We start from the raw sequence: 25,978 nt of genomic DNA, 5'->3' as shown, positions 1-25,978 counted from the left end.
AGGGCACGACGCTGGCCCGACCACGCGCGCATTCAACATCAAACCCGCGCAACAGCTCGGACAAGGAACTACTCGTCTAGGTGAGGCTCGACGGGACGATCCCGTAACGTCGCATCTTGCGGTACATGGTGGCGCGGGAGATCCCGAGATCCTGTGCCGTGCGCTGGACGTTGGAGTTACGGTCCATCAGCCCCCGCAGAATGGCATCACGTTCCAGCGCTTCGATGGTGGTCAGGACCTTGTGCGAGGACACCCGGCATTCCGGCGGCAGATCCTCCACTCGGATGGTCCGGCCGGAAGGCCGCCGTGCGAGGCCACGGATCACCGACTCGAGCTGCCGGACGTTCTCCGGCCAGGGGCATCGCTGCAGCATCGCAAGGGCATCCGGGGAACAGCCGCGCTCCCCGCTCGGCCGGTACTTGAGCAGGAAGTACCGGACCAAGTGCTCGATGTCTCCATAGCGATGACGCAGCGGCGGCACCTCAACCGAGGCGCCGCACACGTCGTCGAGCTGGTCGTCGGCACCGACCATGGACGGCTGGCTCGTCATGACCAATTGCCCGGTGGCCGTCCGATCGAGGTCCGTCAGGAGGGTCCTCAGCTGTCGGCGCAGGTGGTCGCCCAGCAGGTGGACATCGCGCAGGACGACCACGTTCGACGGCACGGCCAGCACCTCGCGGACCTCGCGCAGCCACACCTCGGCGACGTGCGGTGACTCCGACAGCGGCGCTTCCATCATCGCAAGCGGGCCCCCGGCCCCATGGGCCCGGTGGAGGGCCTCGACCAGCGTGCACTTGCCGACACCGGCTTCGCCCACGAGATGAAGCCAGGACCCGGCGATGAACGCCGCTTCGCTCTCGGCGACCGCGCGCAGCCATTGTGGGGAGGAGCCCACCAATCCCAGGCTCGATCGTGCAGGTCCAGCGGCGACGACCGGTCCGGGCTGAGGACGTCCGATCACCCGGACTCGGAAGATCGCGCCCGCATCGCTGTTCTCGCGCCGGCTGCGGCTGACCCGGAGTTCGGCGACTCGGCCGGAGGGGAGGGCGATGCTCCGCGTCCCTTCGAACCGCGGGTCGTCGGCGATCTCCCGGGCATGGTCGAGCAGCGCGTAGTGATCCGGTCCGGCTACGGCCGCACTCAGCTGCTCGTTCATCATGACGACATCGCGATTGAGGGCCAGGACAGGCCCCGGGCGCACGGAGGAGCACGCCTCCATGTAGTCGTGAAACAGCGCCCGCTCCCGCCGCGAACTGATCGCGGCGATCTCGCTCTCGATCTGGCCCGCGACAGAGCGGGCCAGAGCCATGAGCATTCCGGCAGAGCCCTGACGGCCCGTGGTCAGATTGAAGGCTCCCAGCAGCGTGCGCCGGGTGGGATGCAGGATCGGCACGGCGGCGCAGTGGAAGTCCCGCAGCGCCTCGACGTAGTGCTCACTTCCGGAGATCATGACCGGGCGGCCGCTGGCCAGCGCGGTTCCGATGCCGTTGGTGCCCACATAGCGCTCGGAGAACACGTGGCCCGGGGCCAGGTACACGCGGTTGAGCCGTGTCGTCAGACCCTCGTGGGAGACCACCCGGGACAGCACCACGCCGTTCCGGTTGGTGATCATCGTGGACACCGGGTCGTCGGCGAGCTGCTCGTGCAGCTTGTTCACGATCGGTATCGCCGCCCTGGCGAGCGGGCTGTCCAGATTGGGGTTCTCCAGATACGGAGCGTCGAGGGAGCTCGACTTCACGTCGTATTCCATCGAGCGCTGCCACGAGGCAACCACGAGCGGACGGGCGCTCGGATCCTTGGTGACTTCCAGATAGAGCTCTCGGGCGGCTGTCAGGGAGCTGCCAGGTTCACGTCGGGGCATTTAACACTCCCGTATGGCGCGCGTCACAAACCCTCGGTGGAGTGATTGGAGCAGCTCGATGGCGCCGCGCCTATGGCGTGTATCACATTGATACATCCGCGGACGGCTTCTGAGACATCGACCTGCGATCGGCGGGCTGTGTAATCGGCGCACTACCCACCCGCCGACTCGCAGGAGCCGCCATGAAAGCCGTGCAGGTCATCGAGTACGACGAGCCGCCCGTGCTCGTCGATGTGCCGGATCCGGAGATCACCGGCCCGCTGGATGTGATCGTGAAGATCGGTGGCGCGGGGGTCTGCCGCACCGATCTGCACATCCTCGAAGGACAGTGGAGTGAGAAGAGCGGGGTCGCCCTGCCCTACACCATCGGCCACGAGAACGCCGGCTGGGTGGAGGCGGTGGGAGAGGCCGTCACGCACGTGGGCGTCGGCGACCCGGTCATCCTGCACCCGCTGGTGACCTGCGGTCTGTGCCGTGCCTGCAGGGCCGGCGACGACGTGCACTGCATGAACTCGTCCTTCCCGGGGATCGACACCGACGGCGGCTACGCCGAGTACCTCAAGACGACCGCCCGCTCGGTCGTGGCACTCGACCGGTCCCTCGAGCCGGCCTCCGTGGCGGCCCTGGCCGATGCCGGGCTCACGGCGTATCACGCTGTCGCCAAGGCGGCCCGGGTCCTGCGGCCAGGGGACCGGGCCGTGATGATCGGCGCCGGTGGACTCGGGCACATCGGCATTCAGGTGCTGCGGGCCCTTTCACCGGTCGAGATCATCGTCATCGACCGGAGCCCGGATGCCCTCGCCCTCGCCAAGGAGCTGGGTGCCGAACACACGCTTCTCGCGGACGGGACCGAGGCCGAACGCGTCCTGGAACTCACCGGAGGGCACGGGGCGGAGGCGGTCTTGGACTTCGTCGGCGAGGGGGGTGCCGTCGAGGTGGGCGTGGCCTGCCTGCGCCGTAACGGCAACTACTACGTCATCGGCTACGGCGGACACCTCGACGTTCCGACGATCGACGTCATCTCCACTGAGATCAACTTCATCGGCAACCTCGTGGGGTCCTACAACGACCTCTCCGAGCTGATGGTCCTCGCCGCTCAGGGCAAGGTCAGCCTGCACACCCAGCGGTACCCCCTCACCTCCTTCCAGGACGCGCTGGACGACCTGGCAGCCGGGGCCGTGCGCGGCCGAGCGATCTTGATCCCCTGACGCCGAAAGGAGCAGACCCATGCGCAGCAGATCGTACAAAGGCCTGGTCGCCGCCACAGCCGTCGCGGCCCTCGCCGCCACCGGATGCACCGGTCAGAGCCAGGCCGAGAACAAGCCCGACAAGCCCGCGCTGTTCAAGCCCGGTTCGGATATCAGCTACAGCAAGTACGGCAAGAACTACCCGAAGACGAAGGTGAAGGACGTCCCGGGTCCCTGCAGTTACGAGTCGATCAGTCGCAAGGACTACTCGGGTCAGACACTGAAGATCATCAGCCACGCCGTCCCCGTCATCGGCGAGCCGACCCAGCTGCATGCCAAGCAGTTCGAGGAGATCACCGGGGCCAAGGTGGAGGTGGTCAACGTCCCCTTCGGGGAGTTGCACCAGAAGATCCTCACGCCCCTGCAGGCGGGCCAGCCGGCGTACGACGTCATGTTCTACCCCTCCTTGTGGATCGGCGACATGGCTCCTTATCTGGCGCCCGTGCCGAAGAAGTATCTGGACACCCCGGGCATGAAGGACGTCACGCAGGCCTATATGGACGTGGCGACCTGGGACCGGAAGGTCGTGCAGTACCCCGTCGACGGTGACCGGCACTACCTCAAGGTCCGGACGGATGTCCTGAAGGACCCGAAGCGCCAGGCCGCGTACAAGGAGGCGACGGGTAAGGACCTGCGGGTCCCCCAGACCTGGAGCGAATACCAGGAGGTCGCCGCGTTCTTCAGCGGCAAGGACCTCGACGGTGACGGCAAGCGCAATTTCGGCAGTGCCGAGGTGACCAAGCGCGACGACCTGACGTTCTCCGCGTTCATCAGCCGTGCGGCGCCCTATGTGAAGCACCCGGACGTCAAGGGTGGTCTCTTCTTCGACGTCGAGACCATGAAGCCGCTGATCAACACGCCCGGCTTCGTACGCGCCCTGGGAGACATGGTGAAGGCCGAGAAGACCTGGGCACCCGGTGGCGCCAACTTCGGTCTCGGGGATGAGATCTTCTCGTTCGGAGGAGGCCAGACGCTGATGTCCTACTCGTGGGACGACGCGTTCATCCAGGCCCAGCAGCAGGACAGCAAGATCCGCAACAAGGTCGAGGCGGCGCCGTTGCCGGGATCCAAGGAGGTCTACAACCGCCAGACGGAGAAGTGGGACAAGAAGCCGAACCAGGCTCCCTACTTCACGTGGGGGTGGACCTCGGCGGTGGCCAAGGCCGCGCCCAACCAGCAGATGGCCTTCGACTACCTGTGCTTCTTCAGCAACGAGGCCAACACCGCCCTGGACCTGACCATCGGCCGTTTCGGTGTCAACCCGTACCGCGAGTCCCACTTCGATGCGGCCTTCTGGGAGAAGCAGGGCTGGGACAAGGACGTCGCCAAGTCGTATGTGCAGACGCTCTCCGGCATGGAGAAGAGCAGCAACCGCGTCTTCGACCTGCGCGTACCCGGTGTCAACGGGTACATGTCCGCACTGGCGAACGGCGTCGCGGCTGCTCTGGCAGGCCAGAAGGATCCGCAGCGGGCGCTGGACGACGTGGCCGAGGAATGGTCCAAGATCACCGAACAGATCGGCAAGGACAAGGTCCAGAAGGCCTATCGCAACGTGGTGCTGCTCGAGGACTACGACTACTCCTGACCCGATCGCAGGACGCTCCCTGGGTGGCCGGCCGCCGCTCGGCCACCCAGGGGGGCGCCCCGCACTTCCGCAAGGAGAACCATGGACGTCCTGCGTCGGCACAAGAGCATGTTCCTGCTCCCGGGACTGCTCACGCTCGCGCTGATCATCATCTTCCCGCTCCTGTTCACCATTCGTGTCAGCTTCTCCGGCTGGAACGTCAGCAACCCCCAGTTGGACTTCGTGGGAGGGGCCAACTACGTCACGATGCTGCACGACAGCCGTTTCTGGGCGTCCATCATGCGCCTGATCCTGCTGGCGGGCGGCACGGTCCTGATCCAGTACGTCATCGGGTTCGGGATGGCCCTGCTGGTGTGGCGTGACGTACGCGGCCGTCGACTCTGGCGGGTGCTGTTCCTCGTTCCCATGATGACCACTCCCGTGGTGATGGCCGCCATCTGGCAGACGATCTTCCACGAGTCGCTGGGGCCGGTGAACGACCTGCTCGGGAGGCTCGGCCTCACCGAGATTCCTTGGCTCACCGAGTCCGGGCCCGCACTGACCGCACTGATGACCGTCGAGGTCTGGCAGTGGACCCCGTTCATGTTCCTGCTGCTGCTGGCCGGCCTGTTGAGCCTCCCCAAGGAACCGTTCATGGCCGCCGCGATCGACGGCGCCGACACGTGGCGCACCTTCTGGAAGGTGACCTTCCCGCTCATGGCGCCGGTGTCGGTGGCGGCGGTCATCATCCGGCTGATCGAGGCATCCAAGCTCTCCGACAGCGTCTACGTGCTGACCTCCGGAGGGCCGGGCTCCTCCACGGAGACTCCGGGTTACTACCTCTACATCCAAGGGCTCAGGGATCAGCAGACCGGGTACAGCGGGGCGATGTCCCTGACCTACCTGGTCCTGATGATCGTCACGCTTACGGTCGTTGCCGCCTTGCTCACCAGGGCCCTCAAGCTGAAGGGAGACTCATGAGCTCGCGCCTTTATCCCGTATTCAAGTACACCGTGATCGCACTCTGGGCCTGCTTCGTCGCCGGACCGTTCTTCTGGGCCATGACGACCAGCTTCAAGGACGCCAACGGGGTCCAGGGTGGCGCCACTTACCTCCCATGGGTCCAGTACGAACCCGCCTCCACCGGCTGGCGCAACATCTTCGGTGGAGCCGGGGGGATCGATGTCATCAATCCCTTCCTCAACAGCGCCATCATCACCATCGCCGCTTCGGCCATCAGCCTCGCCCTCGGCTCCCTGGCCGCCTACGCGTTGTCCCGCTACCGGTTCAAGCTCGGCTTCATCAAGAACAGCGACATCGTCTTCTTCTTCGTGTCACAACGGATCATGCCGCCCGTCGTCCTGGTGATCCCTTTCTTCTTCCTCCTGCAGCAGGTCAACCTCCTGGACAGCATCCTGGGCCTGGTCATCGTGACGGTCGCCCTGCTGCTGCCGATCGCGGTCTGGGTGATGGTGGACTTCTTCAACGGCATCCCGCGTGAGATCGACGAGATGGCCATGCTCGACGGATGCGGCCCGTTCCAGACCTTCGTGCGGGCGATCCTGCCGAACTCCCTGCCGGGGCTGACCGTGGCGGCGATGTTCTGCGCGGTGTTCGGCTGGAACGACTTCTTCTTCGCCTTCAGGCTGACCTTCACCGAGGTCCAGACACTGCCCCAGGCGGTCGTCGCCCTCAACTCATCAGTCCCGCCCTGGTGGACCCTGTCCGCCGCCGCGCTGTTCGGCGTGGCCCCGCTGATCCTGCTCGCGCTGTGGGTGGAGCGCTATCTGTCCAAAGGCAACCTGTCGGGAGCGGTCCGATGAACCTGAGCGCCACTGATCTGTGCCTGTCCGTCGACGGCGTCGACCATCTCAAGAACGTGACCGCGACCTTTCTGCCGGGACGGCTGCATACCGTCATCGGCAGGACGATGGCCGGGAAGACGACGCTGCTGCGCGTGCTCGCCGGTCTGCAGGGGGTGGACTCCGGCTCCCTGACCAGGGAAGGTGCCGACTTCCTGAAGACGCCGGTCTGGCGGCGCGATACCGCCATGGTCTACCAGCAGTTCATCAACTACCCGCATCTGAACGTCTTCGACAACGTGGCCTTCCCGCTCCGGCGGGCCGGGCTGTCACGGGGTGAGATTCAGCGACGTGTCCGGCAGAGCCTGGCCAGTGTCGGTCTGGCCGGCTTCGAGCGGCGCAAACCGTCTCAGCTCTCCGGTGGCCAGCAGCAGCGCGTCGCGGTGGCTCGCGCCATGGCACGCGGCACGGGCATTCTCCTGCTCGACGAGCCGCTGGCAAACCTGGACTACAAGCTGCGTGAACAGTTGCGCGACGAGTTCAAGACCCTCTTCTCGGACCAGGGCGACACGGTAGTGATCTACACGACCACCGAACCCGCCGAGGCGATGATGCTCGGAGACGTGGTGCTGGTCATGCACGAGGGACAGATCCTCCAGACCGGCACTCCCCAGGAGGTCTTCGAGCGCCCGGCGACGACCACGGTGGCGTCCATCATCAACGACCCGCCCATGAACATCTTCGCGGGCCGGATCGAGGGCGGTCAGGTCACGGTGGCCGGCTTCCAGGCCACGCACGTCTCCGCGCATCTCGCCGACCTGTCCGACGGTGCCTACCAGTTCGGCCTCCGGGCAACGGACGTCAGCCTGGCCTCCGCCGGTGTCGAGGGCGAGGTCACCTTCGTGGAGATCTCCGGCTCCGAGACCTTCGTTCACGTGGCCGTCGGCGACACCCCGTTCGTCGTACAGATCGAGGGCATCCATGACATCGCCCTCGGTGACCTGGTGAAACTGCGGCTCCGTCCCAACCGGTTGTTCGCCTTCGACCAGAAGGGGACGCTCGTGCGGCCGCCTTCGAGCGATCTCATTTCATACGATCTCGCTTCAGTGGAAGGGCGTTGATATGGCGCAGCTGGACATCGTCGACGTCGGGCACAGCTACGCGCCGGGTGCCGACGAGGAGCAATGGGCTCTCAAGCCGCTCAAGTTGACATTCGAGGCCGCCAAGACCTACGCGCTGGTCGGACCGTCGGGTTGCGGCAAGACGACCCTGTTGAACATCCTGTCCGGGCTGGTCAAACCATCCAGGGGCCAGGTGCTGTTCGACGGCGCCGACGTCACGGCTCTGCCCACGAAGGCGCGCAACATCGCCCAGGTGTTCCAGTTTCCCGTCATCTACAACTCGATGACGGTGTACGAGAACCTCGCCTTCCCGCTGCAGTGCCGCAAGTGGGACAAGGCGAGGATCGATGCCAAGGTCCATCAGGTCGCTGAGGCGCTGGACCTGGATGACCGGCTCAGGCAGCCCGCCCGGCGGCTCACCGCCGACGACAAGCAGCTGATCTCGCTCGGTCGTGGTCTGGTCCGCGACGACGTGGCGGCCGTCCTGATGGACGAGCCGCTGACCGTCATCGATCCGCAGCTCAAGCACTCGCTGCGGCGCAAGATCCGTGAGATCACCGAGCAGTTCCAGCCCACCGTGATCTACGTGACCCACGACCAGTACGAAGCAATGAGCTTCGCGCAGGAAGTGCTGGTCATGAAGGATGGCCAGGCCATGCAGCAGGGCACTCCGGAGCAGCTCTTCGAGGCCCCCTCGTCAACGTACGTCGGCTACTTCATCGGATCACCGGCCATGAACTTCCTGACCGTGGACCGGGCCCCCGGGAACTTCTCTCTGGGCGGCCGGACCCTGGCCCTGGCGTGGGACATCCCGGAGAGCACCACCCAGGTCCAGGTCGGAGTGCGGCCCGAATACGTCAAAGTCGCCACGGATCCTGGACCCAACACATTTCCCGCCAGGCTTCGGGGCGTCCGGGACCACGGCCCGCAGCGCATCCTCGAGATCGAGGTGGCCGGCCAGCTCATCAAGGCGAAGGTGCCGCGGGAGGACGGAGTTCCGGCGATCGAGGAGTTCCTGGTGCATCTGCCGCGCGCCAAGGCGCTCCCCTATACGGACGGTCGCCTGGTACTCCAGCCATAGATCGTGTTCTTGCCGACGGCCCGTCTGGCAGCGCCGGCTCTGCAAGGGGGCTGGAGAGTCGCTGAGAGCCGTACGGGGAGTGGTCACGGTCTCGCTCCTGGCCGGATGAGGTGGGTGACGCGGCGGAGGACGGAAGCGATGGGCCCGGGCTGGTGGGGCTGAAGGCGGATGAGGACGTGGGCCAGTTCGAAGCCCATGGCCAGCGCTTCGGGGTCGTCGCGGAAGTTCAGCCATGCCCTGACCGCGTTGTCGAGGTCGTGTCCGGCCTTGGGTCCGGGCGCGCGAAGGCGGTGACGGCGCTCAGCAGCGGTCATGCACAGCCGAGCCGCCGTCTTCCAGTCGCGGGCCCGGGCTGCGTAGTACCCCGGAACGTCATGCCGGTCGGCCACGCTCTCGCGCCATCCGGGACCGGGTGCCGGAGGGGACGGGACGGGGAAGGTGATGAGGTGCGGCCCGTCGCCGTGGAGGCCGAGGGCATAGGTCTCAACGGTGCCGTTGGCGCGTCCGACGCTCACCCGGACCTCTCGTCCGCACCAAGCGGCCACTTCGTGAGCATGGTCCCACGCGGCGTCCAGCGGGTCCCGGCAGTCCTCGGCGCCCGTGATGAACCGGCCGCCCGCGTGTGCGGCCCCGCCGGGCAGCACCACGATCGTCGGATGCGGGTACAGCGGGGGGAGGACGTCGGTGCCGGTCGTGTTCATTCTGTCGGCGCCTGAGCCGGTGAGGCGTGACCACGCACAGACCCTGCGCGCCCCGGGGAACGGGATAACGCGGACGCGGCGCCGCCGGATACGGTGTGACGAACGGTCAGCATGTGACGTCCTCGGTGCCATCCGGAGTGCTGATCATGACGTGTCCTGTTCCTGAGGCTGGTCGTGGCCGAAGGCGATGAGCTCGTTGCTGGACCGGGGTCTCATCCACGCTGCGCCCGAGCGCGTTCGCCCAACGCGCTGTTGCTGACCGGTCCCCCGCCGCAGCGTCGCCCTCTCCCCCGCATACGCTGGTCCTTACCGCCGCCTCGAAACTGACAGTGATGGGTGGTCCGGCCCAGGACTGCAGGAAAGTCGCCGACGGTCGCCCATCTAGCCAACTGGATGAGCTATCCAGGAGCTTAGATGCGCCCGCACCGACCATGTCAAGCGACCTCGAGCGCGGAGGTCCTGGTGACCCGCGATCTCGTGGAGTGGATAATGGGCGGCTCGGGCACCCGACGACGCCAGCGCCCCAGGGGCAGGAGTTGATCACAGAGATGGGCGAGAACACCCCGAGCGGCCGGGCGACCATTGCCGACCGGCTCAACTGGCTGATCGAGAACGTGCACCCGCAGGGGCGCGGCCCCTACCGATACGACGAGATCGCCAGGCTCAGCCGGGAGTACGCGGCGCAGCACGGAGGCCCCACGGTCAGCCACCAGACGGTCCTGAACATCCGCAACGGCCACGTCACCAACCCCGGAGTCGACAGCCTCCGCGCCCTGGCCAACGTCTACGCCGTTCCGGTCACCTACTTCCTCGAGTCCGGGCCCGAGGAACAGCACCGCCCCCAGGTCGCCACCGATCCGTCGACGCCCAACGCACCGGCGCCCACTTCGGCACCGCTGTCGGACAGACTCAACCATCTGTTCGCGAACGTACGCCCCCAGGGGCGCGGCCCGTACAGCACCAAGGAAGTGGCCGACGCCGTCACCGCCAAGGCCGAGGCCGCAGGCGACACATCCGGTGGGATCTCGGAGCGATACCTCGGGCAACTCCGCTCCGGAGTGCAGGACAACCCGACGGGCAAGCAACTCCAGGCCCTTGCCGACTTCTTCGGAGTCCCCACCGCCTACTTCTTCGACGACGCCGTCGCGTCCCGCGTCCACGACGATCTCGAACTCCTCAGCTCGCTCAAGGGACTTGGAGCACGCGAAGTCGCGCTGCGGGCCGTCGCTTCTCTCGACGACGACGCCTTGCGCGCGCTGGTCCCCATGATTGAACACCTGGGCAGGACCGGGGCCCGGCAGCGGATGGAGCCGCCCCGCTCATCCAGTCGGTCTCCTGGTCGGACACCCCTTCAGTGACCCGCGGTCCGGCTGTCACCGGCAGCTCTGCCGCCCATCCGGAACCAGCAGCGCCGGCCGGAACCAGCGGAATGGCAGGAGAGGCCGGGGCCCGGTAATGATCTTCGCTCACTGGCAGCAGCCTGACAGCCACCCCTGGGATGGGGAGATGAACGACCACAAACTCCGCAAGCACTGCGCTGCGATCGTCGAACAACTGCAGATTCCCGACCCGTTCGACATCAACGACTTATGCGACCGCCTGGAGGAAACCCGGGGACGCGCCATCTCCCTTGCGCCGATGCCCCTACCGGTCGGCGAGGGCAGCCCGTGCGGGCTGTGGGTGGCCACGGACGACGTCGACTACATCCTCTACCAGGAGCGCACGTCACGGGTCCACCAAGTGCACATCATCCTGCACGAGATCGGTCACCTGCTCTGCCGGCACGAAGCCACGCCCGCCCTGCACGACGAGGTCTCCCGACTCCTCATGCCCACCCTCGACCCCGAGCTCGTCCGCGTCGTGCTGGGGCGGACGCAGTACACCAGTCAGGAGGAGAGGGCAGCCGAACTCATCGCCTCCCTGATCTCCATGCGCGCAAACGCGGTGACGGACCGTGCGGTTGCCGACGTCCCCCCGGAAGTGGCCCATCTCGTCACACACCTGGAGCGCTCCCTTGAGCGCAGCTCCACACGAAGGAATAACGCGTGATGTTCACCCTCGTGTACGGCTTCCTTGCGATCGTCACCTGGAGCGCCTTCTTCTACAAGCTCAAAGACCTCGCCCGTGACTGGCGCAACAAAGAACTCAGGCTGCTGTGCCTGGCGATCGCGACCTTCGCGGCACCCTTCGTCTTCGCCTCCCCCGCGATCTACGTGCGGGTGGACGCCCTGCTCGGCATACCCAACATCGCCACGCTGATCATTTACACCTCCGTGGCCATCTGCAACGTGTCCTTCCTGGCCCTCCTGGTCAGCTGGGCCACCGCGCAGTCCGCGGTGCGGCTGTGGCACCGCATCCTCGTCGGGTACGCGGGAGCCACGATCATCGCCATGGCGCTGCTCTTCTCACTGGGCCGGGTGGATGATGCGGAGCACCCGATCGACTTCGACGTGCACTACGCGGACACGCCCTACATCACCGAGTTCCTGCTCGTCTACAAGCTTCTCTTCACGATCGGCATGGTGGGTCTGATCCGCCTGTGCTGGCGCTACGCCAAGGCCGTCAACAAGCCCTGGATGCGCCGCGGCCTGCGCTTCGTCACCGTGGGCGCGGCCTTCGGCCTGGGATACTCGCTCCCGAAGCTCGTCTCGCTCGTCTGGGAGCGCCTCGGCTCCTCCCCTCTGGACTACGTCAACTCCGTGGTGGCACCCATGTCCGCGAGCGTGTCGGCTTTCCTGTTCGCGGTCGGCTTCACCATGCCGGCCTGGGGTGTGGGGTGGGACAGGGCCCGGACCTGGGTCATGGACTACCGCTCGTACCAGCGGCTCCACCCGCTGTGGAGCGTCATCGCCCGCGAGTTCCCCGACCTCGTGCTCTACCCGCCGGCCTCCCGCCTGGCTCGCTGGGCGGCGCGAGACGTCACCTTCCTGCTCGGCCGGCAGATCATCGAGATCCGGGACGGCCAGCTCGCGCTGCGCCCCTACTACCACCCCGACGTGGCCGACACCGCGCGGCAGCTCGGTGAAGCACGCAACCTCACGGGCGACAGGCTCAAAGCGGTGGTCGAGGCTGCCCAGATCGCTGCCGCGCTGAAGGCGAGGGCGAGCGGCACCGGAACCCCGGGCCGGGAGACCGTCACTCCCCACGATCCAGCGGAGGGCGACCTCCGTGAGGAAGGCGCGTGGCTGGCCCTGGTCGCCGACGCCTTCCACCGGTCCCCCATCGTCCGTGCGGCGCTGTCCCAGCCGGACGCCCTGGTGGACACCCCGTGAACGGCACCGGACACCGACCGACCGGGCACCCCACTGTGTTCGACGACGCGCTCCTGGCCGACCCGCACGCCGGCTACACCCTGCTGCGGAAGGCCGGCCCGGTCCACAGGACGACCACACCCGACGGCGCCGCCGTATGGCTGGTCACCCGCTACGAGGACGTCCGCGCGGCACTCGCCGACCCCCGGCTGTCCCTGGACAAGCGCAACGCCCGCAGCGGTGGAGCCCACGGCCCGTCCATGCCACCGGAACTCGACCACCACCTGCTCAACCTCGACCCACCCGACCACACCCGTCTGCGGCGCCTGGTCTCCCGGGCGTTCACCCAGCGGCGCGTCGAGGGACTGCGCGAACGCATCCAGTCCCGCACCGATGAACTCCTCGACGGCTTCACCAAGCCGCCCATGGACGTGATGACCGCTCTGGCCGCACCCCTGCCGCTGGCCGTCATCTGCGAACTCCTCGGCATCCCCGACGAAGCGCGCAGGGATTTCCGGACGTGGACCAACACCCTGCGCTCGCCGGAGCCGGATGCCGCGCTCGACTCCCGCGAGGCCATGCGGCACATGCACCGGTACCTGCTCGGCCTCATCGCCGACAAGCGCGCCCGCCCGGGGGACGACCTGCTGTCCGGGATGATCGCGGCACGCGATCAGCACGACCGGCTGACCGAGCCCGAACTGGTCGCCATGGTCTTTCTGATCCTGTTCGCCGGCTACGACAACGCCGTCAACCTCATCGGCAACACAACCCTCGCCCTGCTCACCCACCCCGAGCAGCTACGCGCCGTCCGCGAGGGACGCCTCCCCGTGCAAGCGGCTCTGGACGAAACGCTCCGCTGGAACTCGCCCTCCATGCTCGCCTCACGCCGCTTCACCCTCGAAGAGGTACGGATCGGCGGCGTCGTCATTCCGGCGGGCGAGCGGATATGGCTCTCCCTGACCTCCGCCAACCGCGATGGCGCGTACTTCGAGGACCCCGACACCTTCAACGCCTCTCGCAACGGACCCCACCTGGACTTCGGACACGGCATCCACCACTGCCTCGGCGCCCCCCTCGCGCGGCTGGAGGGGGGCATCGCCCTCACCACCCTCCTGCGAAGGTTCCCCTCGCTCAGCCTTGCAGTCCCCGCGGACGAACTGAGGTGGTACCCATCGTTCCGCACCCGTGGCCTGCTGGAACTGCCCGTCGTCTGGTAGCCGGCCGACTGACTGTCGCCCACCCTCCCGACCGCGAAGCGCGGTTGTCGCGCCGCGCCGTTCGAGCAGTCCCTGAGCAGAGATGCGTCGCCTCCTGCCCACTTGTTGCTCTACTGCCCACGCCACCACGTGACCAGGGGCTCCCACCAGGGCCGTCGGTCCCGGGCCTGGGAGGCGTGCGCGCCAGCCGTGGGTGTTTCCCCTGCGTCAGATGGCGGCGGAACAGGCTTCGCCTCCGGTCCGCCGGTTCCGGAGGGCTTGTCCGCGGTGACCGGCACGGTGATGGGGGGAAATCGCACCGGCAAGGCGGCCAGAGCCCGGTGGAACGGGCCCTGCCGCCACTCCAACTGGCCTACGTCGACGGCGAGTTCCATGTCCGGCAGCCGGTCGAGGAGTTTCTCCACCGCGACCGCGGCGGTCAGCCGGGCGGGGCTCTTCGCCGGGCAGGTGTGCGGGCCCGCGCTCCATGCCAGGTGTGCGCGGTTGCCGCCCCGCCGGTCGCTGGCCAGGGCCGGGTCGGTGTTGGCGGCTGCCAGGCTGATCAGGATGGGCTCCCCCTCGCGCAGCAGGGTTCCGTCCAGTTCCAGGTCTTGGAGCGGGTAGTGGATGGCGTAGTTCGCCATCGGCGGGTCCGTCCACAGCACCTCGTCGAGCGCGTCCTCGACGGGCGTACTGCCCCCAGCCAGGTCGCCGGCGAACCGGTCGTCGGACAGCAGCAGCCGCAACCCGTTGCAGATCAGGTTCTGCTGGGGCTCGGTGCCGGCGCCCATGAGCACCACCAGCTGGTGCATCATCTCCTCGTCCGTGAGCCGCGCGGGGTGTGCCATCAGCCACGACGTCACATCCGCCCGCGGCTGCCTCCGCTTGAGAGCGACCAAGTCGGCAACGCCCTCGGAGAGCAGCGCGTTGGACTTCTCGGAGTCGGCGTTGGAATCGAAGATCCCGGACATGCCCTCGACCAGCTTGTCCCCGATGTGGGGCGGGCAGCCGAAGAGCTGATTGAAGACGAGCAGGGGCAGGATCGCGCCATAATCGCCAAGGAGGTCCGCCTGTCCTTCGGGGCCGAATCTGTCGATGAGGGTGTCGGCGCTGTGCTCGACGTAGCCGCGCAGGGCGTTCGGATCGACGCGGCTCAGACTGTCGGTGATGGCACCGCGCAGCCGTGTGTGCTCGTCGCCGTCGGTCCACAGGGCGTTCGGCCGGTACATCATCATCGGCACGACCGGGCTGTCCAACGGTACGGTCCCGTCGGCGAGAGCCCGCCAGCGGCGCGGGTCCTTGGAGAACCGCTCCGGGCTGCGCAGGACCTCGAGGGCGGTCTCGTAGCCGGTGACGAGCGATGCGCGGATACCTGGGGCGATCTCCACCGGCGCGATGGAGCCGTATCTGCGCAGCCGCGCGTAGGTGGCGGCCGGGTCGGCGGCGAATCCGGGTCCGTACAGTTGCTCAGCCGTGCGCGTGCCGGTCGCTCCTTCGGCCTGGTCGGCCTGGTCGGTGTGTGCCGGGCAGCCGGGCGGCGGCACCGCGCCCGATTCGGGTTGGGAAGGGGTCATCGGTGCTCCTGAGCGGTACGGGTCTGCAGGTACTCGACGAGGGAGATCAGGGCCCGGGCCGACGATGCGTCGTCCCGGGCGTCGCAGGTGACCAGGGGCGTTTCGGGGAGCAGGTCGAGGGCTTCGCGTATCTCCGTTTCGGGAAAGACCGGAGCGCCGTCGAACTGGTTGACGGCGACCGCGTACGGCATGCCGTGCTCCTCCAAGAGGCCCATGATGTCGAAGGACTGGTCCAGTCGCCGGGTGTCCGCCAGCACCAGTGCGCCCAGAGCCCCGTGCATCATGTCCTTCCAGAGCTGGGTGAAGCGCTTCTGCCCGGGGGCGCCGAACAAGTACAGCACCAGTCGTTCACTGAGGGTCAGGCGGCCGAAGTCCATGGCGACGGTCGTCGTGGTCTTGTCCGGACTCCCGGCCAGGTCGTCGACCAGCTCACTGGCCTGTGTCATGGCCTCCTCGGTGCGCAGCGGCCGGATCTCCGACAGCGTGCCGACGAACGTGGTCTTGCCCACCGCGAAGTGCCCCACGATCAAGATCTTTACGGCGGTCCTGACCTTGTCCGAGACGTAGACGCGGTCAGAGACGGGAGCGGAGCCCATCAAGCACCTCCTGCAGAAGCTGGGCATCGGGGAGTTGGGCCTTGGGTATGGGAGGCCGGGTCGTGATGTGACCGCTGTCGATCAAATCGCTGAGCAGCACCTTCGTGACGCTGATCGCCAGCGTCAGATGTCCGGCGACTTCGGCGACCGACAGCGCTCCTCCTCGGCACAGCTCCATGACGCGGCGCTTCTCCGGGCTCAGCCCGTTCAGGGACCGGTTGTTCACCGCCGTCACGAGCGTCACCAGGTCGAGCGTGTTGCGGGTCGGATGGGCTCGGCCGTCCGTCACGACGTACGGCCGTACCAGCCCCCGCTCGCGCCTGTGAGGCCGGGTCATGCCGGACCGGCAGTGCCTGGCGGCTCGGAGGGCGGCTCGGAGTCGGTGTCCTCACGCGGCGGACTGGTCAGTTCCTTGCCCAGTCGGTCGACCAGCTTGTGCATGCGGTAGGTGACCGCCTCCATGTCCACGTGCTGTGTGGCGGACACGGCCAGATAGGCGCCCGCGCCGGCGGCGACCAGGAAGACGTACCCGTCGACGAACTCCACCAGGGTTTGCTGCCACGGGGAGGACTCCTCGGCGCAGAACTCGGCGGTGCTGCGGCTGATCGACTGCAGGCCCGACAGCGCGGCTGCCTGCCGTTCGGCCTCGTCACGCGCGATGCCCTGGGAATGGGCCCGGAGCATCCCGTCGGCCGAGAGCAGGATCGCGTGCCGCGCTTCGGGGACCTTGAGGACCTCGTCGAGCATCCAGCCCAGCTCATTGGCCATATGGTCCTTCATTCCTGCGAGTTCCCTTCGTCGTCGGCAGAGGAGTCGCGCCCGGATCGGGTGCCGCGGGCGAACGCACCCATGCGGGAGGCGGTCTCGTGCGCCGGGCGGATCTGCGAGGCCTCGGCCCCCGGCGGGGTGGAGGGTGTCTGGTCGGCCGACGCGTGTTCCGATGCGGACCGGCGGCGTCGCTTGGGCAGTCCTCCGGCCGTGGACGCCGGTGGGGCCGCGGCCGCTGACGGCGCGTGCTCCGCGGACCCCGACGGCGCCGCCGGGGCGTCAGCCACCAGGACGGACTCCGCATCCCTTGCGGGGGCGGCCTGCGCGGATGCCGGTGCGGGGGCGGCCTGCGCGGATGCCGACGCGGGTGCGGGTGCCGACTCTTCCTCCAGTCCGGTTCTGCCCCCGACGAGACGTACGCGGTTGAGGAGAGCATTCGGGAGGAACAGCACGGCGCGCACACCCCCGTAGGGGGACCGGGTGTCGACCGAGACGCTGAATCCGTAGCGGGCGGCGAGCACACCGATCGCGGCGAAGCCGAACTGCGGCGGATTGCCGAGCCGGTTGATGTCGATGTCCTCACGACCGGACAGGCGACGGCCTGCTTCCTCGATCTCACCGGCGTCCATGCCCACTCCCGCGTCGTCGATCACCACACTGGCGCCGTTGTGCGCAGGCTGGATGTTGACCTCGACGGTGGTGTTGGGCTGCGAGTGCCGAGCTGCGTTGTCCAGCAGTTCGGCGACCGCGAGGACCACCGGCTCCACCGCCCGGCTCACGACGTCCATCTCGACGCGGGAGTGGATCTCGACGCGCCGGTAGTCACGGATGCGCGACGTCGCACCGCGTACGACGTCGATCAGCAGCGAAGCGACCCGCTGCCTGCCGGGCCAGGACCCACAGAGGACGGCGATGGCCTGGGCCCGCCGGCCGAATTGCGCGTTCGCGTGGTCGATCTCCAAGAGGCCCTGGAGCATATAGGGGTCGTCATGCCGGTCCTGCATCTCCGAGATGGCCAACTGCTGTTCGTTCGCCAGGGCTTGGAGTGCGCGCATGGCCGCCTTCAGCGCGGCCTTCGCCGACTGATCGGCGCGGGACTGGGCCTTGTGGGAGGCCCCGGTGAACAAGTCCACGACCTGCTGCAGGCTCTGTCCGAACGGAGTCTCGGCCACACTCCGGTCGAGTGGGCCGGGCTCGGCGACGGGCCCTGGCTGTTTCCGGACTTCCTCCAGCGCGGGGAGACGGACCTCGACCAGATGCCGCGCCTCCTCGTCACGAGCGTGGAGGCTGTCTTCCAGCGCTGACAGGCGCTTGCGCAGGGTGGCGGTCATCTGGCGCTGGCGGACCAACAGGACCAAGCCCGTGAGCACACCGGCAGCCAGGAACCAGAACACCGCCTCCGATATGTGTCGTGTCATCAGATCCTCATGGACGGGTGAGGTGAAGCAGACCGAGGGGAAGCGACAAGGCGGAGCGGGGGTACGGACTGCGTGGCTCATCGGGTTCCGACAGGCGCGAGCCGACCATCGGCACGGCGGCGTCTGCCATGCCGGAACGCCCGCGTTCACCACGGGAACGGGAGTGCGCCGATCATCCTAGCTATGGCGGGATACTTCAAGCTCCTGACCCAACTGACAGACCGTCACAGAGCCCTCACAGGTCGCCACCGTGCGCCGGGAACAGCGCGCTGATTGACCAGCAAGCCGCGGGCGGGGCGTAGTCCGGATCGTCGGCCCTCGGTGATGGGTCCTTCGTGCTCGACCAGGCGTCCCCACAGCCGGAGAGTCAGGCGACGGCCAGTTGCCGCGCAGCCGCCTGGACCGTCTGCGTGAGCAGCGTGGCGATGGTCATCGGCCCGACGCCGCCGGGGACGGGCGTGATGAGGCGAGCGCGTTCCCGGGCGGTCTCGAAGTCCACGTCCCCGACGTTGCCCGGGTTGGAGCCGGCGTCGATCACAACGGCGCCCGGCTTGATGTCCGCGCCTGCGACGAAGCGCGGACGGCCGACGGCGGCGATGAGTACGTCGGCGTCGCGCATGTACGCGGACAGGTCGCGGGTGCGCGAATGGCAGTAGGTGACCGTGGCATTGCGCTCCAACAGCAGCATCCCGGCAGGCTTCCCCAGGATCGCGCTGCGCCCCACGACCACCGCGTGCTTGCCCGCCAGGTCGACCTCGTACTGATCCAGCAGCCGCAAGATCCCGCCCGGCGTGCAGGACACGAACCCGGGCAGGCCGAAGCTCATCGCCGCGAACGAGCTCAGCGTGACCCCGTCCACGTCCTTCTCCGGCGCGATCGCCTCGAACGCGGCCCGCTCGTCGATGTGCGGGCCAACCGGGTGTTGGAGCAGGATGCCGTGCACGCCCGGGTCTTGCGAGAGCTCGCTGACCCTCTCGACCAGCTCGCCGGTGCTGAGAGAGGCGGGCAGCGGCACGTGCCGCGACGTGATGCCCGCCTTCGCGCACCGGTTGCGCTTCATCCGTACGTACGTCTCCGAGGCAGGGTCGTCACCGACCAGTACGGTGGCCAGGCACGGAGCGGTACCGGTGCGTTCGCGGAGCTGAGCCGCCCCGGTGGCGGCCTCAGCGACGAGGCGCTGGGCGAGGGCTTTGCCGTCCATCAGGCGGGCGGAACGTGTCGTCTCGGTCATGCACTGCTCCTGCGTCACGAAGGATCGCCCAGGCGCACGGCATACGACAACTGCTGTCAGACCGCTTCCCGGTGGTGCTCCACCTCGTCGCGCCAGTAACGGCCCGCCTGCACTCTAGTCGAGTGGGTCGAGAAGGCATTCAGGACGGGGGCCCCACAAGGTTTCCACAAAGTCGGACCCTACGGTGCGGGGCGCCAGGAAACGCTCAACCGTGGAGGCATTGTTCATGCTGGGTACTCGTCACCGTCGTACGTCCACGGCCGGACCCTGTATCGCCGTGGTCACGGCGTTACTGATGTCGTGTTCGCCGGGGTCGAACGCCGGTCAGGCAACTGAAAGCGCTTCGCCGACCGACGGCGGCACCACGGCGGCCGCGCGGCAGCCCAATATCGTGTACGTGCTCACCGACGACCTCTCGTGGAACCTCGTGCAGTACATGCCGCACGTACGGCAGATGCAGAAGCGCGGAACGACCTTCTCGAACTTCTTCACCACCGACTCGTTGTGCTGCCCGTCGCGCACGTCCATTTTCACCGGCCAATACCCGCACAACACCGGGGTCTTCACCAACAACGGAAGCGACGGCGGTTACGGCGCCTTCATGAAGAACGGCAACGAGAGCAGGAGCTTCGCGACCGCCCTGCAACGGGCCGGCTACCGGACCGGGTTCATGGGAAAGTACCTGAACGGCTACAAGCCCGCCGACAAGAACGGCACGCCCACACCGTACGTTCCGTCCGGCTGGAACGAGTGGGACGTCGCCGGCAACGGCTACCCGGGGTTCAACTACAACCTCAACGAGAACGGCAAGGTCGTGCACTACGGGCAGGATGCCCAGGACTACCTGACGGACGTGCTGGCGGCTAAGGCAACGTCCTTCATCGACACCTCGGCGAAGTCGAAGAAGCCGTTCATGCTGGAGGTGGCGACCTTCACCCCGCACGGCCCCTCCACCCCGGCACCGCGAGACGCCGGAAAGTTCCCCACGCTCAAGGCCCCGCGCACCGCCGCCTACAACCGGGCCTCCACGCCCACGCCGAAGTGGCAGAGGAAACTGTCGCCGCTGACGTCCAAAGAGCAAAAGCAGATCGACCAGAATTTCGCCAAGCGGGTGCGCTCCGTGCAGGCAGTGGACGCGATGATCGGGCACCTGGAAGACGAGCTCAAGGCGAAGGGCCTGGCGGACAACACGTACATCGTGTTCTCGTCGGACAACGGCTTCCACATGGGCGAGCACCGGCTCCGCCCGGGCAAGCAGACCGCCTACGACACCGACATCAAGGTGCCGATGATGGTCACCGGTCCCGGAGTGCCGGCCGGCGCGCATGTTCCGCAACTGACGGAGAACGTCGACCTCAATCCCACCTTCCAGGAGCTCGCCGGCGTGAAGCCGCCGTCGACCTGCGACGGGCGAAGCCTCGCCCGGCTGATGCACGGCCGGCCGGAGGACGACTGGCGCCAAGCCGCACTCGTCGAACACCGTCACCCGGCGTCCAGGAAGGGCGACCCGGACGCGGCGCCCGACGACAGCGGCAACCCCCCGAGCTACGAGGCGATCAGGACCGCGGACGCCCTCTACGTCGAGTACGCCGACGGGGAGCGGGAGTACTACTCGGTCAAGTCCGACCCAGAAGAGCTGAAGAACCTGGCAGCGTCCATCCCGTCCGAGCAGCGCGCCTCCCTGCACGAAACCCTCACAGCGCTGAAGCGCTGCCGGGGCGCGGAGAGCTGCCATGCCGCGTCGCGTATCCGGAAATAGCGCGCGCCGCGCCGCCTCCCGCCCACGACACGGAACCAGGCACCGGCTGACGTCACTGCAGACGCATCGGCATCTGCTACTGAGATGAAGGGATGCCACACCCCCGGAAGGAGATCTTGGTCATGACCTGTGCGGCGTATCCCCACAGCTCCGAGTACGCCGAGTGGAGGCGGCGGCCCGCACACGACAGCCACCCGGCCTTCGGGGAGTTCGGCACGCAAGTCGTCGGCAGCGGCGCCATCCCGGAAAAGGCCCAGCAGGCGCCGGGAAGACCATGCAAGCCGTCTGGGGCGAAGGCCGCTCCCTCGATGCGTGTGGACTCCGCCCGCGGCCACGAGGCCGTCTCGCGCCGCGCAGGGCAAAGGGTCGCGTGAGCGACATGCAACTGCTGAGCTTCGGCCACGGCACCGCTGACGCCAGGGAGATGACGCGGCTGCTGCATGGCGCCGGGGTGCGCCGGCTGGTCGACGTGCGGACGGCGCCGGGCAGCCGGCACAATCCCGATGCCAACCGCGACGCGATGTCGCAATGGCTGCCGCAGACCGGAATCGCTTACCGGTGGGAAAAGCGGCTCGGCGGCTGGCGGAAGGCACGGCCGGACACGCCCGACACCGCGCTGCGCAACCGTGCTTTCTGCGGGTACGCCGCCCACATGCGCTCGCCGGAGTTCGTCTCCGCGATCGAAGTGCTGCTCACCGAGGCGGCCGGGGAACGCACCGCGGTCATGTGCGCGGAGTCCGTGTGGTGGCGCTGCCATCGCAAGATGATCGCCGACTTCCTGGTCCTCGCCCGCGAGGTCCAGGTCCTTCACCTCATGCACGACGGCACACTGCAACCGCACCTCCCGAGCCCCGAGGCGCGCCTGCTGCCCGAACGCCGCCTGCTCGTCTATGACGCGGGCCAGCCTCCTCTCCTGGGGTGAACCCGGTCGCCGCGGGGGCACGGCCTGGTGCAGGCGGCCTCATACGTCGGCCTGCTTCTCGGCTCGCCTCCTTCGCTCTGTCCGGGCCCGCCTCTCCTCCGGAGGCGTGCCCGGGCGGGCCGAGCGGCCGGGCGGGCCAGGCGGGCCGGGCGGCCCTGGCCGGCCGTCAGCCGCTGTACGTGCGCACGTAGTCGAACCTTGCGACCGCTCCGGCCTTGTTCATCGAGACCAGGCCGATCTTGAGATCGCCCTTGACCGGCAGGGTCCACACGCCGTTGTGCACCCAGTGCACACCGTCCCGGCTGGTGGCCGCGCGCACCTCGTGCTCGTTGTGCGCGGTGTCGGTGTGGTGGGACAGGCGCAGCCACATGGTGTCCGCGGTGGGGCCGCCGAACATCGGGCCGTTGGCCACTGCGGTCGGTGGCGTGGTCGTCGGCCGCTCGCCCTCCTTGCCGAACTCGCTGACGTCCACCACGGTTCCGCGTCCCCGGGTCACCGGCAGCACCGAGTGGACCATCTTGAACCAGCGATCGTCGTTCTCGTACAGCACGATCCCGGCCTGCTGGGTGGGCTGCCCCGGCGCGAAATTGATCTTTGTTTCCACCGTGTAGTCGCCCTTCGGCGCGCCCCGCGTCAGCACCGACGCCTTGTTGTTCCCCAGTCCGGCAGCCTGGGTCGGCCACGAGAGCGCACGGCCGGTCATGGTGACTCCGGATGACGCGCCGCGTACCCATGTCCATGGCGAGGCGGGGGTCGTGCCGGGCACGGCGGCGCCGTTGAACTCGTCGCTGTAGGCCGGGAACAGCGCGCCCGGCTTGGGCTCGGGCACCCGCTTGGTCACCGGGGTGAAGAGCTTCGCCGCGCCGACGTTGTCAGCGGCGGCGCCGGAGCCGCGTACGGCGGCGCCGACTCGGCCGGGGTGGGCAGTCCGCGCGGGCAGGTCGCGTTCCTGGGTGGCCACCGCGTCGCGGAGCCGGTCCCCGCTCACCTCGACGGTCATGTGGGTGCCGCGCACCTCGACCGCCACGTTGTGCCAGGCGCCCCACTGGAATCCGGACGGCAGCGCGGTCACCGACTCGCCGCGGCTGGTGCCGTTGACCACCACGTCGGTCACCAGCGCGTTGCGGTCCCGGTCCAGCCAGGCGACGGCATGGTTGCCGGGGTTCACATGACCGACCGTCAGCCCGGCCGCGCCGCCGGCCGAGCTCACCTTCAGGTCGGCCTCGGCGCGCAGGTCCGCGGGGGCCTCCTTGTCCGAGACCAGATACGCGGGTTCCGCGCCGCTCCCTGCCTGGGTCACGTACCCGCGGGCGTCCTGCTTCTCGGCGACCGACCAGCCGCCCGTCCCGGCACCCTCGCCGTGCCAGCCGGTCAGCGAGCCGTCGTTGAACGTGCTGCCAACATCCCAGGAGGCCACCGGCGCCGGCTGGTTGCCCTCTGACGGCCCGGCCCCAGCGCGCACGACCGGCCAGCCGTCGATCCAGTCCAGCCGGTCGATCAGCATCGGGCGCCTGGTTGGCTTCAGCTTGCCCCCGCTGGTCAGCTTCATGTCCGGGTCATCGGAGGGGATGCCGTGGTAGACAAGCCAGTCCTGGCCGGACAGGTCGGTCTGGAGGGAGTTGTGCCCCGGGCCGATCCAGCGGTTGCCGTTCGCGCCGACCACGATGCCGCCCTTGCTGGTCAGGTCCATCAGGTCGACGCCCTCGTCGTCGACGAACGGCCCTGTCGGCTTGGTCGCGCGGCCGACCTTGACCTGGTAACCGCTGTACGCGCCGTCGCAGCAGCCCGCGTCGGAGTAGAACAGGTAGTAGTAGCCGCCGCGCCGGACGACGAACCCGCCCTCCACCCGGCGCCCCCTGGCGACCTGGGTCACCGGGCCCTCGATGCGGGTCCGGTCGCCGTTCATCTTCGCGACGCAGAGGGTGTCGTAGCTCCCCCAGTACAGATAGGGTCGGCCACCCTCGTCGGTGAACTGCGCCTGGTCGATGTTGCCCGCAGGGCAGCCGCTGGGCGACGGCAGCACGGCGCCCCGGTCGGTCCACGGTCCGGTCGGGGTGGGGGCAGTCGCCACGCCGACGTTGGCCGTGCCCACCACCGAGTAGTAGAGGGTGTAAAGGCCGTCTACGTACCGGATGTCCGGTGCCCACAGCCGCGAGCCTTTGTGCCAGGCGGGCTGGGTTCGCGGGGTGAAGACCTCACCGGCGTAGTCCCAGTGCACCAGGTCGGCCGAGCGCAGGATCGGCAGCGTCCGCTCACCGTCCTCGCGGCCCTTGCTCTGGAACACCGGGTTCTGGGTGCCGTAGGCGTACCAGTACCCGTCCTTGCCGCGGATCATCACGGGGTCGGGGAAGGTGTCGACGGCACCTGCCGTCACCGGGTTGGCATACGTGCCCGTGCCCCTGGCCGTGGTCGGGGCCGACGACGGCCCGGTGAGCAGCCACGCGAGCAGTGCCGCGAGCAGTGCCGCGATGCCGGCCGCGACCGCGGACGCCCACCGTGTTCTCGCATCGGATGTCCATCTCATTCCGCCTCCGTGATCGGTGAGCTTGGGCGGCTTGTCGCGACAAGACGCCCGCAGGTTCAGGTCACCGTTGTCGGCCCGGCTGGCGACGGGGGTCAGCGACGGCATCGTCGTGCCGTCGCCGAGCCGGTAGGGCGCATGGTTCGTCACCGACGCCCCGACCGCGGTCTGGCCCGCCATGGGGCCGGCCTCGTCAGGCCCATTCTCATGCTGTGTCCCCCTCGTCAGCCCGTGCTTGTTCGAGGGCCAAACGGAGCCGGGACGGAAAACGGTTCAACGCGTACGAGCGGGTGCTCGAACGATGCGGGCTCCGCCGCAAAACGATGCGTCGCCGGCGCGAGGCAACACCGCCCCGGCGCCTCCGCAGCCAGCCCCGCGTAGGCGCAAGCCGCCGCCCGAGCCGGTTCTGTGGGCCGTCTGTGGCAAAGCCGCCCACGCCCGCTTGCGCCTGCCGTCAGGCCCCCACACCGCGCTGAACAATTGCCCTGATCGAGACGTACGGACGCGTCTCAGTGGACTGAGGGGAACGCGGGTGGACAGAGCGGGACATCCGGATCGCAGAGCTCTGCTTGCCGGCGGACTTGCGGTCGCCACGGCCGCGCTTGCGGGGTGCTCATCGACGAGCGGCACCCCGTCGGCGACCAGCGCTTCGCCGGAAGCACGGCCGGCCACGCCCGCCGCGGCATTCGCGAGACTGATGGACGGCAATAAGCGCTGGGTGAGCGGAGACCTTCGACATCCCGACCGGGATCCGAACCGGCGCCAGTTCGTAGCCCAGGAGCAGGCACCTTTCGGGGCGATCCTCTCGTGCATCGACTCCCGGGTGCCGCCTGAACTCCTCTTCGATACCGGGCTGGGTGACCTTTACGTGATGCGCACGGGCGGGGAGGCGGTCGGCCCGGTGGTCACGGGTTCCGCGGAGTACGGGCCCATGACGAGTGGCACTCCGCTCATCGTGGTCCTCGGGCATCAGCGTTGCGGCGCCGTCGAGGCGGCATACAAGTCCATGCGTGACGGCAAACCACTGCCCGGCAATCTGGAGGCGATCGCCAAGGCTATGCGGCCGGCGTACGAGCAGACAGTCCGGGAAGGCGGTGCCGACCCGGCCGAGACCATGGCCCGCGCCCAGGTCACGCTGACCGCGGCCGGCCTGCGCTCCAACCAGGACCTGGCCCCACTCGTGGGAAAGGGCGCCCTTGCCGTGGTCGGCGCCTACTACTCGCTCGACACCGGCAAGGTGGAAGTCCTGGCCGGCGCGCCTTCCTGACCGGTCGGGACCAAGCCGGCGGCTGAGGACGACACCCGCCCCGAACCCACCCAACGGCATTGGCCCCGGACCATGTTGTCGGCTCTCTCTCATCC

At 68.2% G+C, this 25,978-nt stretch carries 23 protein-coding genes and 1 riboswitch; of the genes, 14 read left to right on the top strand and 9 right to left on the bottom strand.

Features of this window, described 5'->3' with window-relative positions:
- Nucleotides 1-76 precede the first annotated feature (76 nt).
- Nucleotides 77-1,861 (bottom strand): sigma-54-dependent Fis family transcriptional regulator, encoded by a 1,785-nt coding sequence (locus ACTWP8_RS14870; RefSeq protein ID WP_443322622.1) that lies wholly within the window; start codon nt 1,859-1,861, stop codon nt 77-79.
- Nucleotides 1,862-2,043: 182 nt separating this feature from the next.
- On the opposite strand from ACTWP8_RS14870, the gene ACTWP8_RS14865 reads away from it, so the two are divergent.
- From ACTWP8_RS14865 to ACTWP8_RS14840, 6 genes are all read left to right on the top strand, one after another.
- Nucleotides 2,044-3,069 (top strand): NAD(P)-dependent alcohol dehydrogenase, encoded by a 1,026-nt coding sequence (locus tag ACTWP8_RS14865; protein ID WP_443322621.1) that lies wholly within the window; start codon nt 2,044-2,046, stop codon nt 3,067-3,069.
- 19 nt (nt 3,070-3,088) lie between these two features.
- A complete protein-coding gene (locus ACTWP8_RS14860; protein ID WP_443322620.1) occupies nt 3,089-4,693 on the top strand; it encodes an extracellular solute-binding protein in 1,605 nt (534 codons plus the stop codon).
- Nucleotides 4,694-4,774: 81 nt separating this feature from the next.
- Complete coding sequence (locus ACTWP8_RS14855; RefSeq protein ID WP_443322619.1) at nt 4,775-5,653, top strand: carbohydrate ABC transporter permease; 879 nt, start codon at nt 4,775-4,777, stop codon at nt 5,651-5,653.
- Entirely contained in the window at nt 5,650-6,495 is an 846-nt protein-coding gene (locus ACTWP8_RS14850; protein WP_443322618.1) for a carbohydrate ABC transporter permease, read from the top strand. The genes ACTWP8_RS14855 and ACTWP8_RS14850 overlap by 4 nt, the downstream gene beginning before the upstream one ends.
- A complete protein-coding gene (locus ACTWP8_RS14845) occupies nt 6,492-7,595 on the top strand; it encodes an ABC transporter ATP-binding protein (RefSeq protein WP_443322617.1) in 1,104 nt (367 codons plus the stop codon). Before ACTWP8_RS14850 ends, ACTWP8_RS14845 begins: the two co-directional genes overlap by 4 nt.
- Nucleotide 7,596: 1 nt before the next feature.
- On the top strand, nt 7,597-8,676 hold the full coding sequence (locus ACTWP8_RS14840) for an ABC transporter ATP-binding protein (protein WP_443322616.1): 1,080 nt from the start codon (nt 7,597-7,599) through the stop codon (nt 8,674-8,676).
- Between the two features lie 83 nt (nt 8,677-8,759).
- Here the strand turns inward: ACTWP8_RS14840 and ACTWP8_RS14835 are convergent, their stop codons facing one another.
- Nucleotides 8,760-9,377, bottom strand: a complete 618-nt coding sequence (locus ACTWP8_RS14835) for a hypothetical protein (RefSeq protein WP_443322615.1) — start codon at nt 9,375-9,377, stop codon at nt 8,760-8,762.
- A 548-nt stretch (nt 9,378-9,925) separates the two neighbouring features.
- Here ACTWP8_RS14835 and ACTWP8_RS14830 point away from each other — a divergent pair.
- The 4 genes from ACTWP8_RS14830 (at nt 9,926) to ACTWP8_RS14815 (ending at nt 13,848) form a co-directional block, all read left to right on the top strand.
- Entirely contained in the window at nt 9,926-10,735 is an 810-nt protein-coding gene (locus tag ACTWP8_RS14830) for a hypothetical protein (RefSeq protein ID WP_443322614.1), read from the top strand.
- A 148-nt stretch (nt 10,736-10,883) separates the two neighbouring features.
- The gene (locus tag ACTWP8_RS14825) at nt 10,884-11,426 is read left to right on the top strand and encodes a toxin (RefSeq protein WP_443322613.1); all 543 of its coding nucleotides are present in this window, start codon (nt 10,884-10,886) and stop codon (nt 11,424-11,426) included.
- Nucleotides 11,426-12,649, top strand: coding sequence for an MAB_1171c family putative transporter (locus ACTWP8_RS14820; RefSeq protein ID WP_443322767.1), 1,224 nt, complete (start codon nt 11,426-11,428; stop codon nt 12,647-12,649). The genes ACTWP8_RS14825 and ACTWP8_RS14820 overlap by 1 nt, the downstream gene beginning before the upstream one ends.
- Nucleotides 12,646-13,848: a cytochrome P450 family protein gene (locus ACTWP8_RS14815; protein WP_443322612.1), complete on the top strand. Its 1,203-nt coding sequence runs from the start codon at nt 12,646-12,648 to the stop codon at nt 13,846-13,848. Before ACTWP8_RS14820 ends, ACTWP8_RS14815 begins: the two co-directional genes overlap by 4 nt.
- A 110-nt stretch (nt 13,849-13,958) precedes the next feature.
- Here the strand turns inward: ACTWP8_RS14815 and ACTWP8_RS14810 are convergent, their stop codons facing one another.
- The 6 genes from ACTWP8_RS14810 to ACTWP8_RS14785 form a co-directional block, all read right to left on the bottom strand.
- Nucleotides 13,959-15,401, bottom strand: coding sequence for a cytochrome P450 (locus ACTWP8_RS14810; RefSeq protein ID WP_443322611.1), 1,443 nt, complete (start codon nt 15,399-15,401; stop codon nt 13,959-13,961).
- Complete coding sequence (locus ACTWP8_RS14805) at nt 15,398-15,997, bottom strand: GTP-binding protein (RefSeq protein ID WP_443322610.1); 600 nt, start codon at nt 15,995-15,997, stop codon at nt 15,398-15,400. The genes ACTWP8_RS14810 and ACTWP8_RS14805 overlap by 4 nt, the downstream gene beginning before the upstream one ends.
- On the bottom strand, nt 15,975-16,334 hold the full coding sequence (locus tag ACTWP8_RS14800; RefSeq protein WP_443316804.1) for a DUF742 domain-containing protein: 360 nt from the start codon (nt 16,332-16,334) through the stop codon (nt 15,975-15,977). Before ACTWP8_RS14800 ends, ACTWP8_RS14805 begins: the two co-directional genes overlap by 23 nt.
- On the bottom strand, nt 16,331-16,777 hold the full coding sequence (locus ACTWP8_RS14795; protein WP_443316803.1) for a roadblock/LC7 domain-containing protein: 447 nt from the start codon (nt 16,775-16,777) through the stop codon (nt 16,331-16,333). The genes ACTWP8_RS14800 and ACTWP8_RS14795 overlap by 4 nt, the downstream gene beginning before the upstream one ends.
- Nucleotides 16,774-18,183 (bottom strand): ATP-binding protein, encoded by a 1,410-nt coding sequence (locus tag ACTWP8_RS14790; protein ID WP_443322609.1) that lies wholly within the window; start codon nt 18,181-18,183, stop codon nt 16,774-16,776. The genes ACTWP8_RS14795 and ACTWP8_RS14790 overlap by 4 nt, the downstream gene beginning before the upstream one ends.
- A 367-nt stretch (nt 18,184-18,550) precedes the next feature.
- A complete protein-coding gene (locus ACTWP8_RS14785; protein ID WP_443322608.1) occupies nt 18,551-19,414 on the bottom strand; it encodes a bifunctional 5,10-methylenetetrahydrofolate dehydrogenase/5,10-methenyltetrahydrofolate cyclohydrolase in 864 nt (287 codons plus the stop codon).
- Between the two features lie 19 nt (nt 19,415-19,433).
- Nucleotides 19,434-19,524: riboswitch (ZMP/ZTP riboswitch) on the bottom strand.
- Nucleotides 19,525-19,709: 185 nt separating this feature from the next.
- On the opposite strand from ACTWP8_RS14785, the gene ACTWP8_RS14780 reads away from it, so the two are divergent.
- From ACTWP8_RS14780 to ACTWP8_RS14770, 3 genes are all read left to right on the top strand, one after another.
- Nucleotides 19,710-21,173, top strand: a complete 1,464-nt coding sequence (locus ACTWP8_RS14780; protein WP_443322607.1) for a sulfatase family protein — start codon at nt 19,710-19,712, stop codon at nt 21,171-21,173.
- A gap of 122 nt (nt 21,174-21,295) precedes the next feature.
- Complete coding sequence (locus ACTWP8_RS14775; RefSeq protein WP_443322606.1) at nt 21,296-21,547, top strand: hypothetical protein; 252 nt, start codon at nt 21,296-21,298, stop codon at nt 21,545-21,547.
- 5 nt (nt 21,548-21,552) lie between these two features.
- Nucleotides 21,553-22,095, top strand: coding sequence for a DUF488 domain-containing protein (locus tag ACTWP8_RS14770; RefSeq protein ID WP_443322766.1), 543 nt, complete (start codon nt 21,553-21,555; stop codon nt 22,093-22,095).
- A 166-nt stretch (nt 22,096-22,261) separates the two neighbouring features.
- Here the strand turns inward: ACTWP8_RS14770 and ACTWP8_RS14765 are convergent, their stop codons facing one another.
- The gene (locus ACTWP8_RS14765) at nt 22,262-24,796 is read right to left on the bottom strand and encodes a family 43 glycosylhydrolase (protein ID WP_443322605.1); all 2,535 of its coding nucleotides are present in this window, start codon (nt 24,794-24,796) and stop codon (nt 22,262-22,264) included.
- Between the two features lie 538 nt (nt 24,797-25,334).
- On the opposite strand from ACTWP8_RS14765, the gene ACTWP8_RS14760 reads away from it, so the two are divergent.
- Nucleotides 25,335-25,883, top strand: coding sequence for a carbonic anhydrase (locus ACTWP8_RS14760; RefSeq protein WP_443322604.1), 549 nt, complete (start codon nt 25,335-25,337; stop codon nt 25,881-25,883).
- Nucleotides 25,884-25,978: the final 95 nt, after the last annotated feature.

Source organism: Streptomyces sp. 7N604, from assembly GCF_052245475.1.
Taxonomy (GTDB): Bacteria; Actinomycetota; Actinomycetes; order Streptomycetales; family Streptomycetaceae; genus Streptomyces.
Note: the sequence above shows the minus strand (reverse complement) of the source record. Positions and strands in the feature narration are given on the sequence as shown.

Coding starts and splice junctions, on each gene's coding strand:
- ACTWP8_RS14870 (WP_443322622.1), bottom strand. CDS start 1,861: ATGCCCCGACGTGAACCTGGCAGCTCCCTGACAGCCGCCCGAGAGCTC.
- ACTWP8_RS14865 (WP_443322621.1), top strand. CDS start 2,044: ATGAAAGCCGTGCAGGTCATCGAGTACGACGAGCCGCCCGTGCTCGTC.
- ACTWP8_RS14860 (WP_443322620.1), top strand. CDS start 3,089: ATGCGCAGCAGATCGTACAAAGGCCTGGTCGCCGCCACAGCCGTCGCG.
- ACTWP8_RS14855 (WP_443322619.1), top strand. CDS start 4,775: ATGGACGTCCTGCGTCGGCACAAGAGCATGTTCCTGCTCCCGGGACTG.
- ACTWP8_RS14850 (WP_443322618.1), top strand. CDS start 5,650: ATGAGCTCGCGCCTTTATCCCGTATTCAAGTACACCGTGATCGCACTC.
- ACTWP8_RS14845 (WP_443322617.1), top strand. CDS start 6,492: ATGAACCTGAGCGCCACTGATCTGTGCCTGTCCGTCGACGGCGTCGAC.
- ACTWP8_RS14840 (WP_443322616.1), top strand. CDS start 7,597: ATGGCGCAGCTGGACATCGTCGACGTCGGGCACAGCTACGCGCCGGGT.
- ACTWP8_RS14835 (WP_443322615.1), bottom strand. CDS start 9,377: ATGAACACGACCGGCACCGACGTCCTCCCCCCGCTGTACCCGCATCCG.
- ACTWP8_RS14830 (WP_443322614.1), top strand. CDS start 9,926: ATGGGCGAGAACACCCCGAGCGGCCGGGCGACCATTGCCGACCGGCTC.
- ACTWP8_RS14825 (WP_443322613.1), top strand. CDS start 10,884: ATGAACGACCACAAACTCCGCAAGCACTGCGCTGCGATCGTCGAACAA.
- ACTWP8_RS14820 (WP_443322767.1), top strand. CDS start 11,426: ATGTTCACCCTCGTGTACGGCTTCCTTGCGATCGTCACCTGGAGCGCC.
- ACTWP8_RS14810 (WP_443322611.1), bottom strand. CDS start 15,401: ATGACCCCTTCCCAACCCGAATCGGGCGCGGTGCCGCCGCCCGGCTGC.
- ACTWP8_RS14805 (WP_443322610.1), bottom strand. CDS start 15,997: ATGGGCTCCGCTCCCGTCTCTGACCGCGTCTACGTCTCGGACAAGGTC.
- ACTWP8_RS14800 (WP_443316804.1), bottom strand. CDS start 16,334: ATGACCCGGCCTCACAGGCGCGAGCGGGGGCTGGTACGGCCGTACGTC.
- ACTWP8_RS14795 (WP_443316803.1), bottom strand. CDS start 16,777: ATGAAGGACCATATGGCCAATGAGCTGGGCTGGATGCTCGACGAGGTC.
- ACTWP8_RS14790 (WP_443322609.1), bottom strand. CDS start 18,183: ATGACACGACACATATCGGAGGCGGTGTTCTGGTTCCTGGCTGCCGGT.
- ACTWP8_RS14785 (WP_443322608.1), bottom strand. CDS start 19,414: ATGACCGAGACGACACGTTCCGCCCGCCTGATGGACGGCAAAGCCCTC.
- ACTWP8_RS14780 (WP_443322607.1), top strand. CDS start 19,710: ATGTCGTGTTCGCCGGGGTCGAACGCCGGTCAGGCAACTGAAAGCGCT.
- ACTWP8_RS14775 (WP_443322606.1), top strand. CDS start 21,296: ATGACCTGTGCGGCGTATCCCCACAGCTCCGAGTACGCCGAGTGGAGG.
- ACTWP8_RS14770 (WP_443322766.1), top strand. CDS start 21,553: ATGCAACTGCTGAGCTTCGGCCACGGCACCGCTGACGCCAGGGAGATG.
- ACTWP8_RS14765 (WP_443322605.1), bottom strand. CDS start 24,796: ATGGCGGGCCAGACCGCGGTCGGGGCGTCGGTGACGAACCATGCGCCC.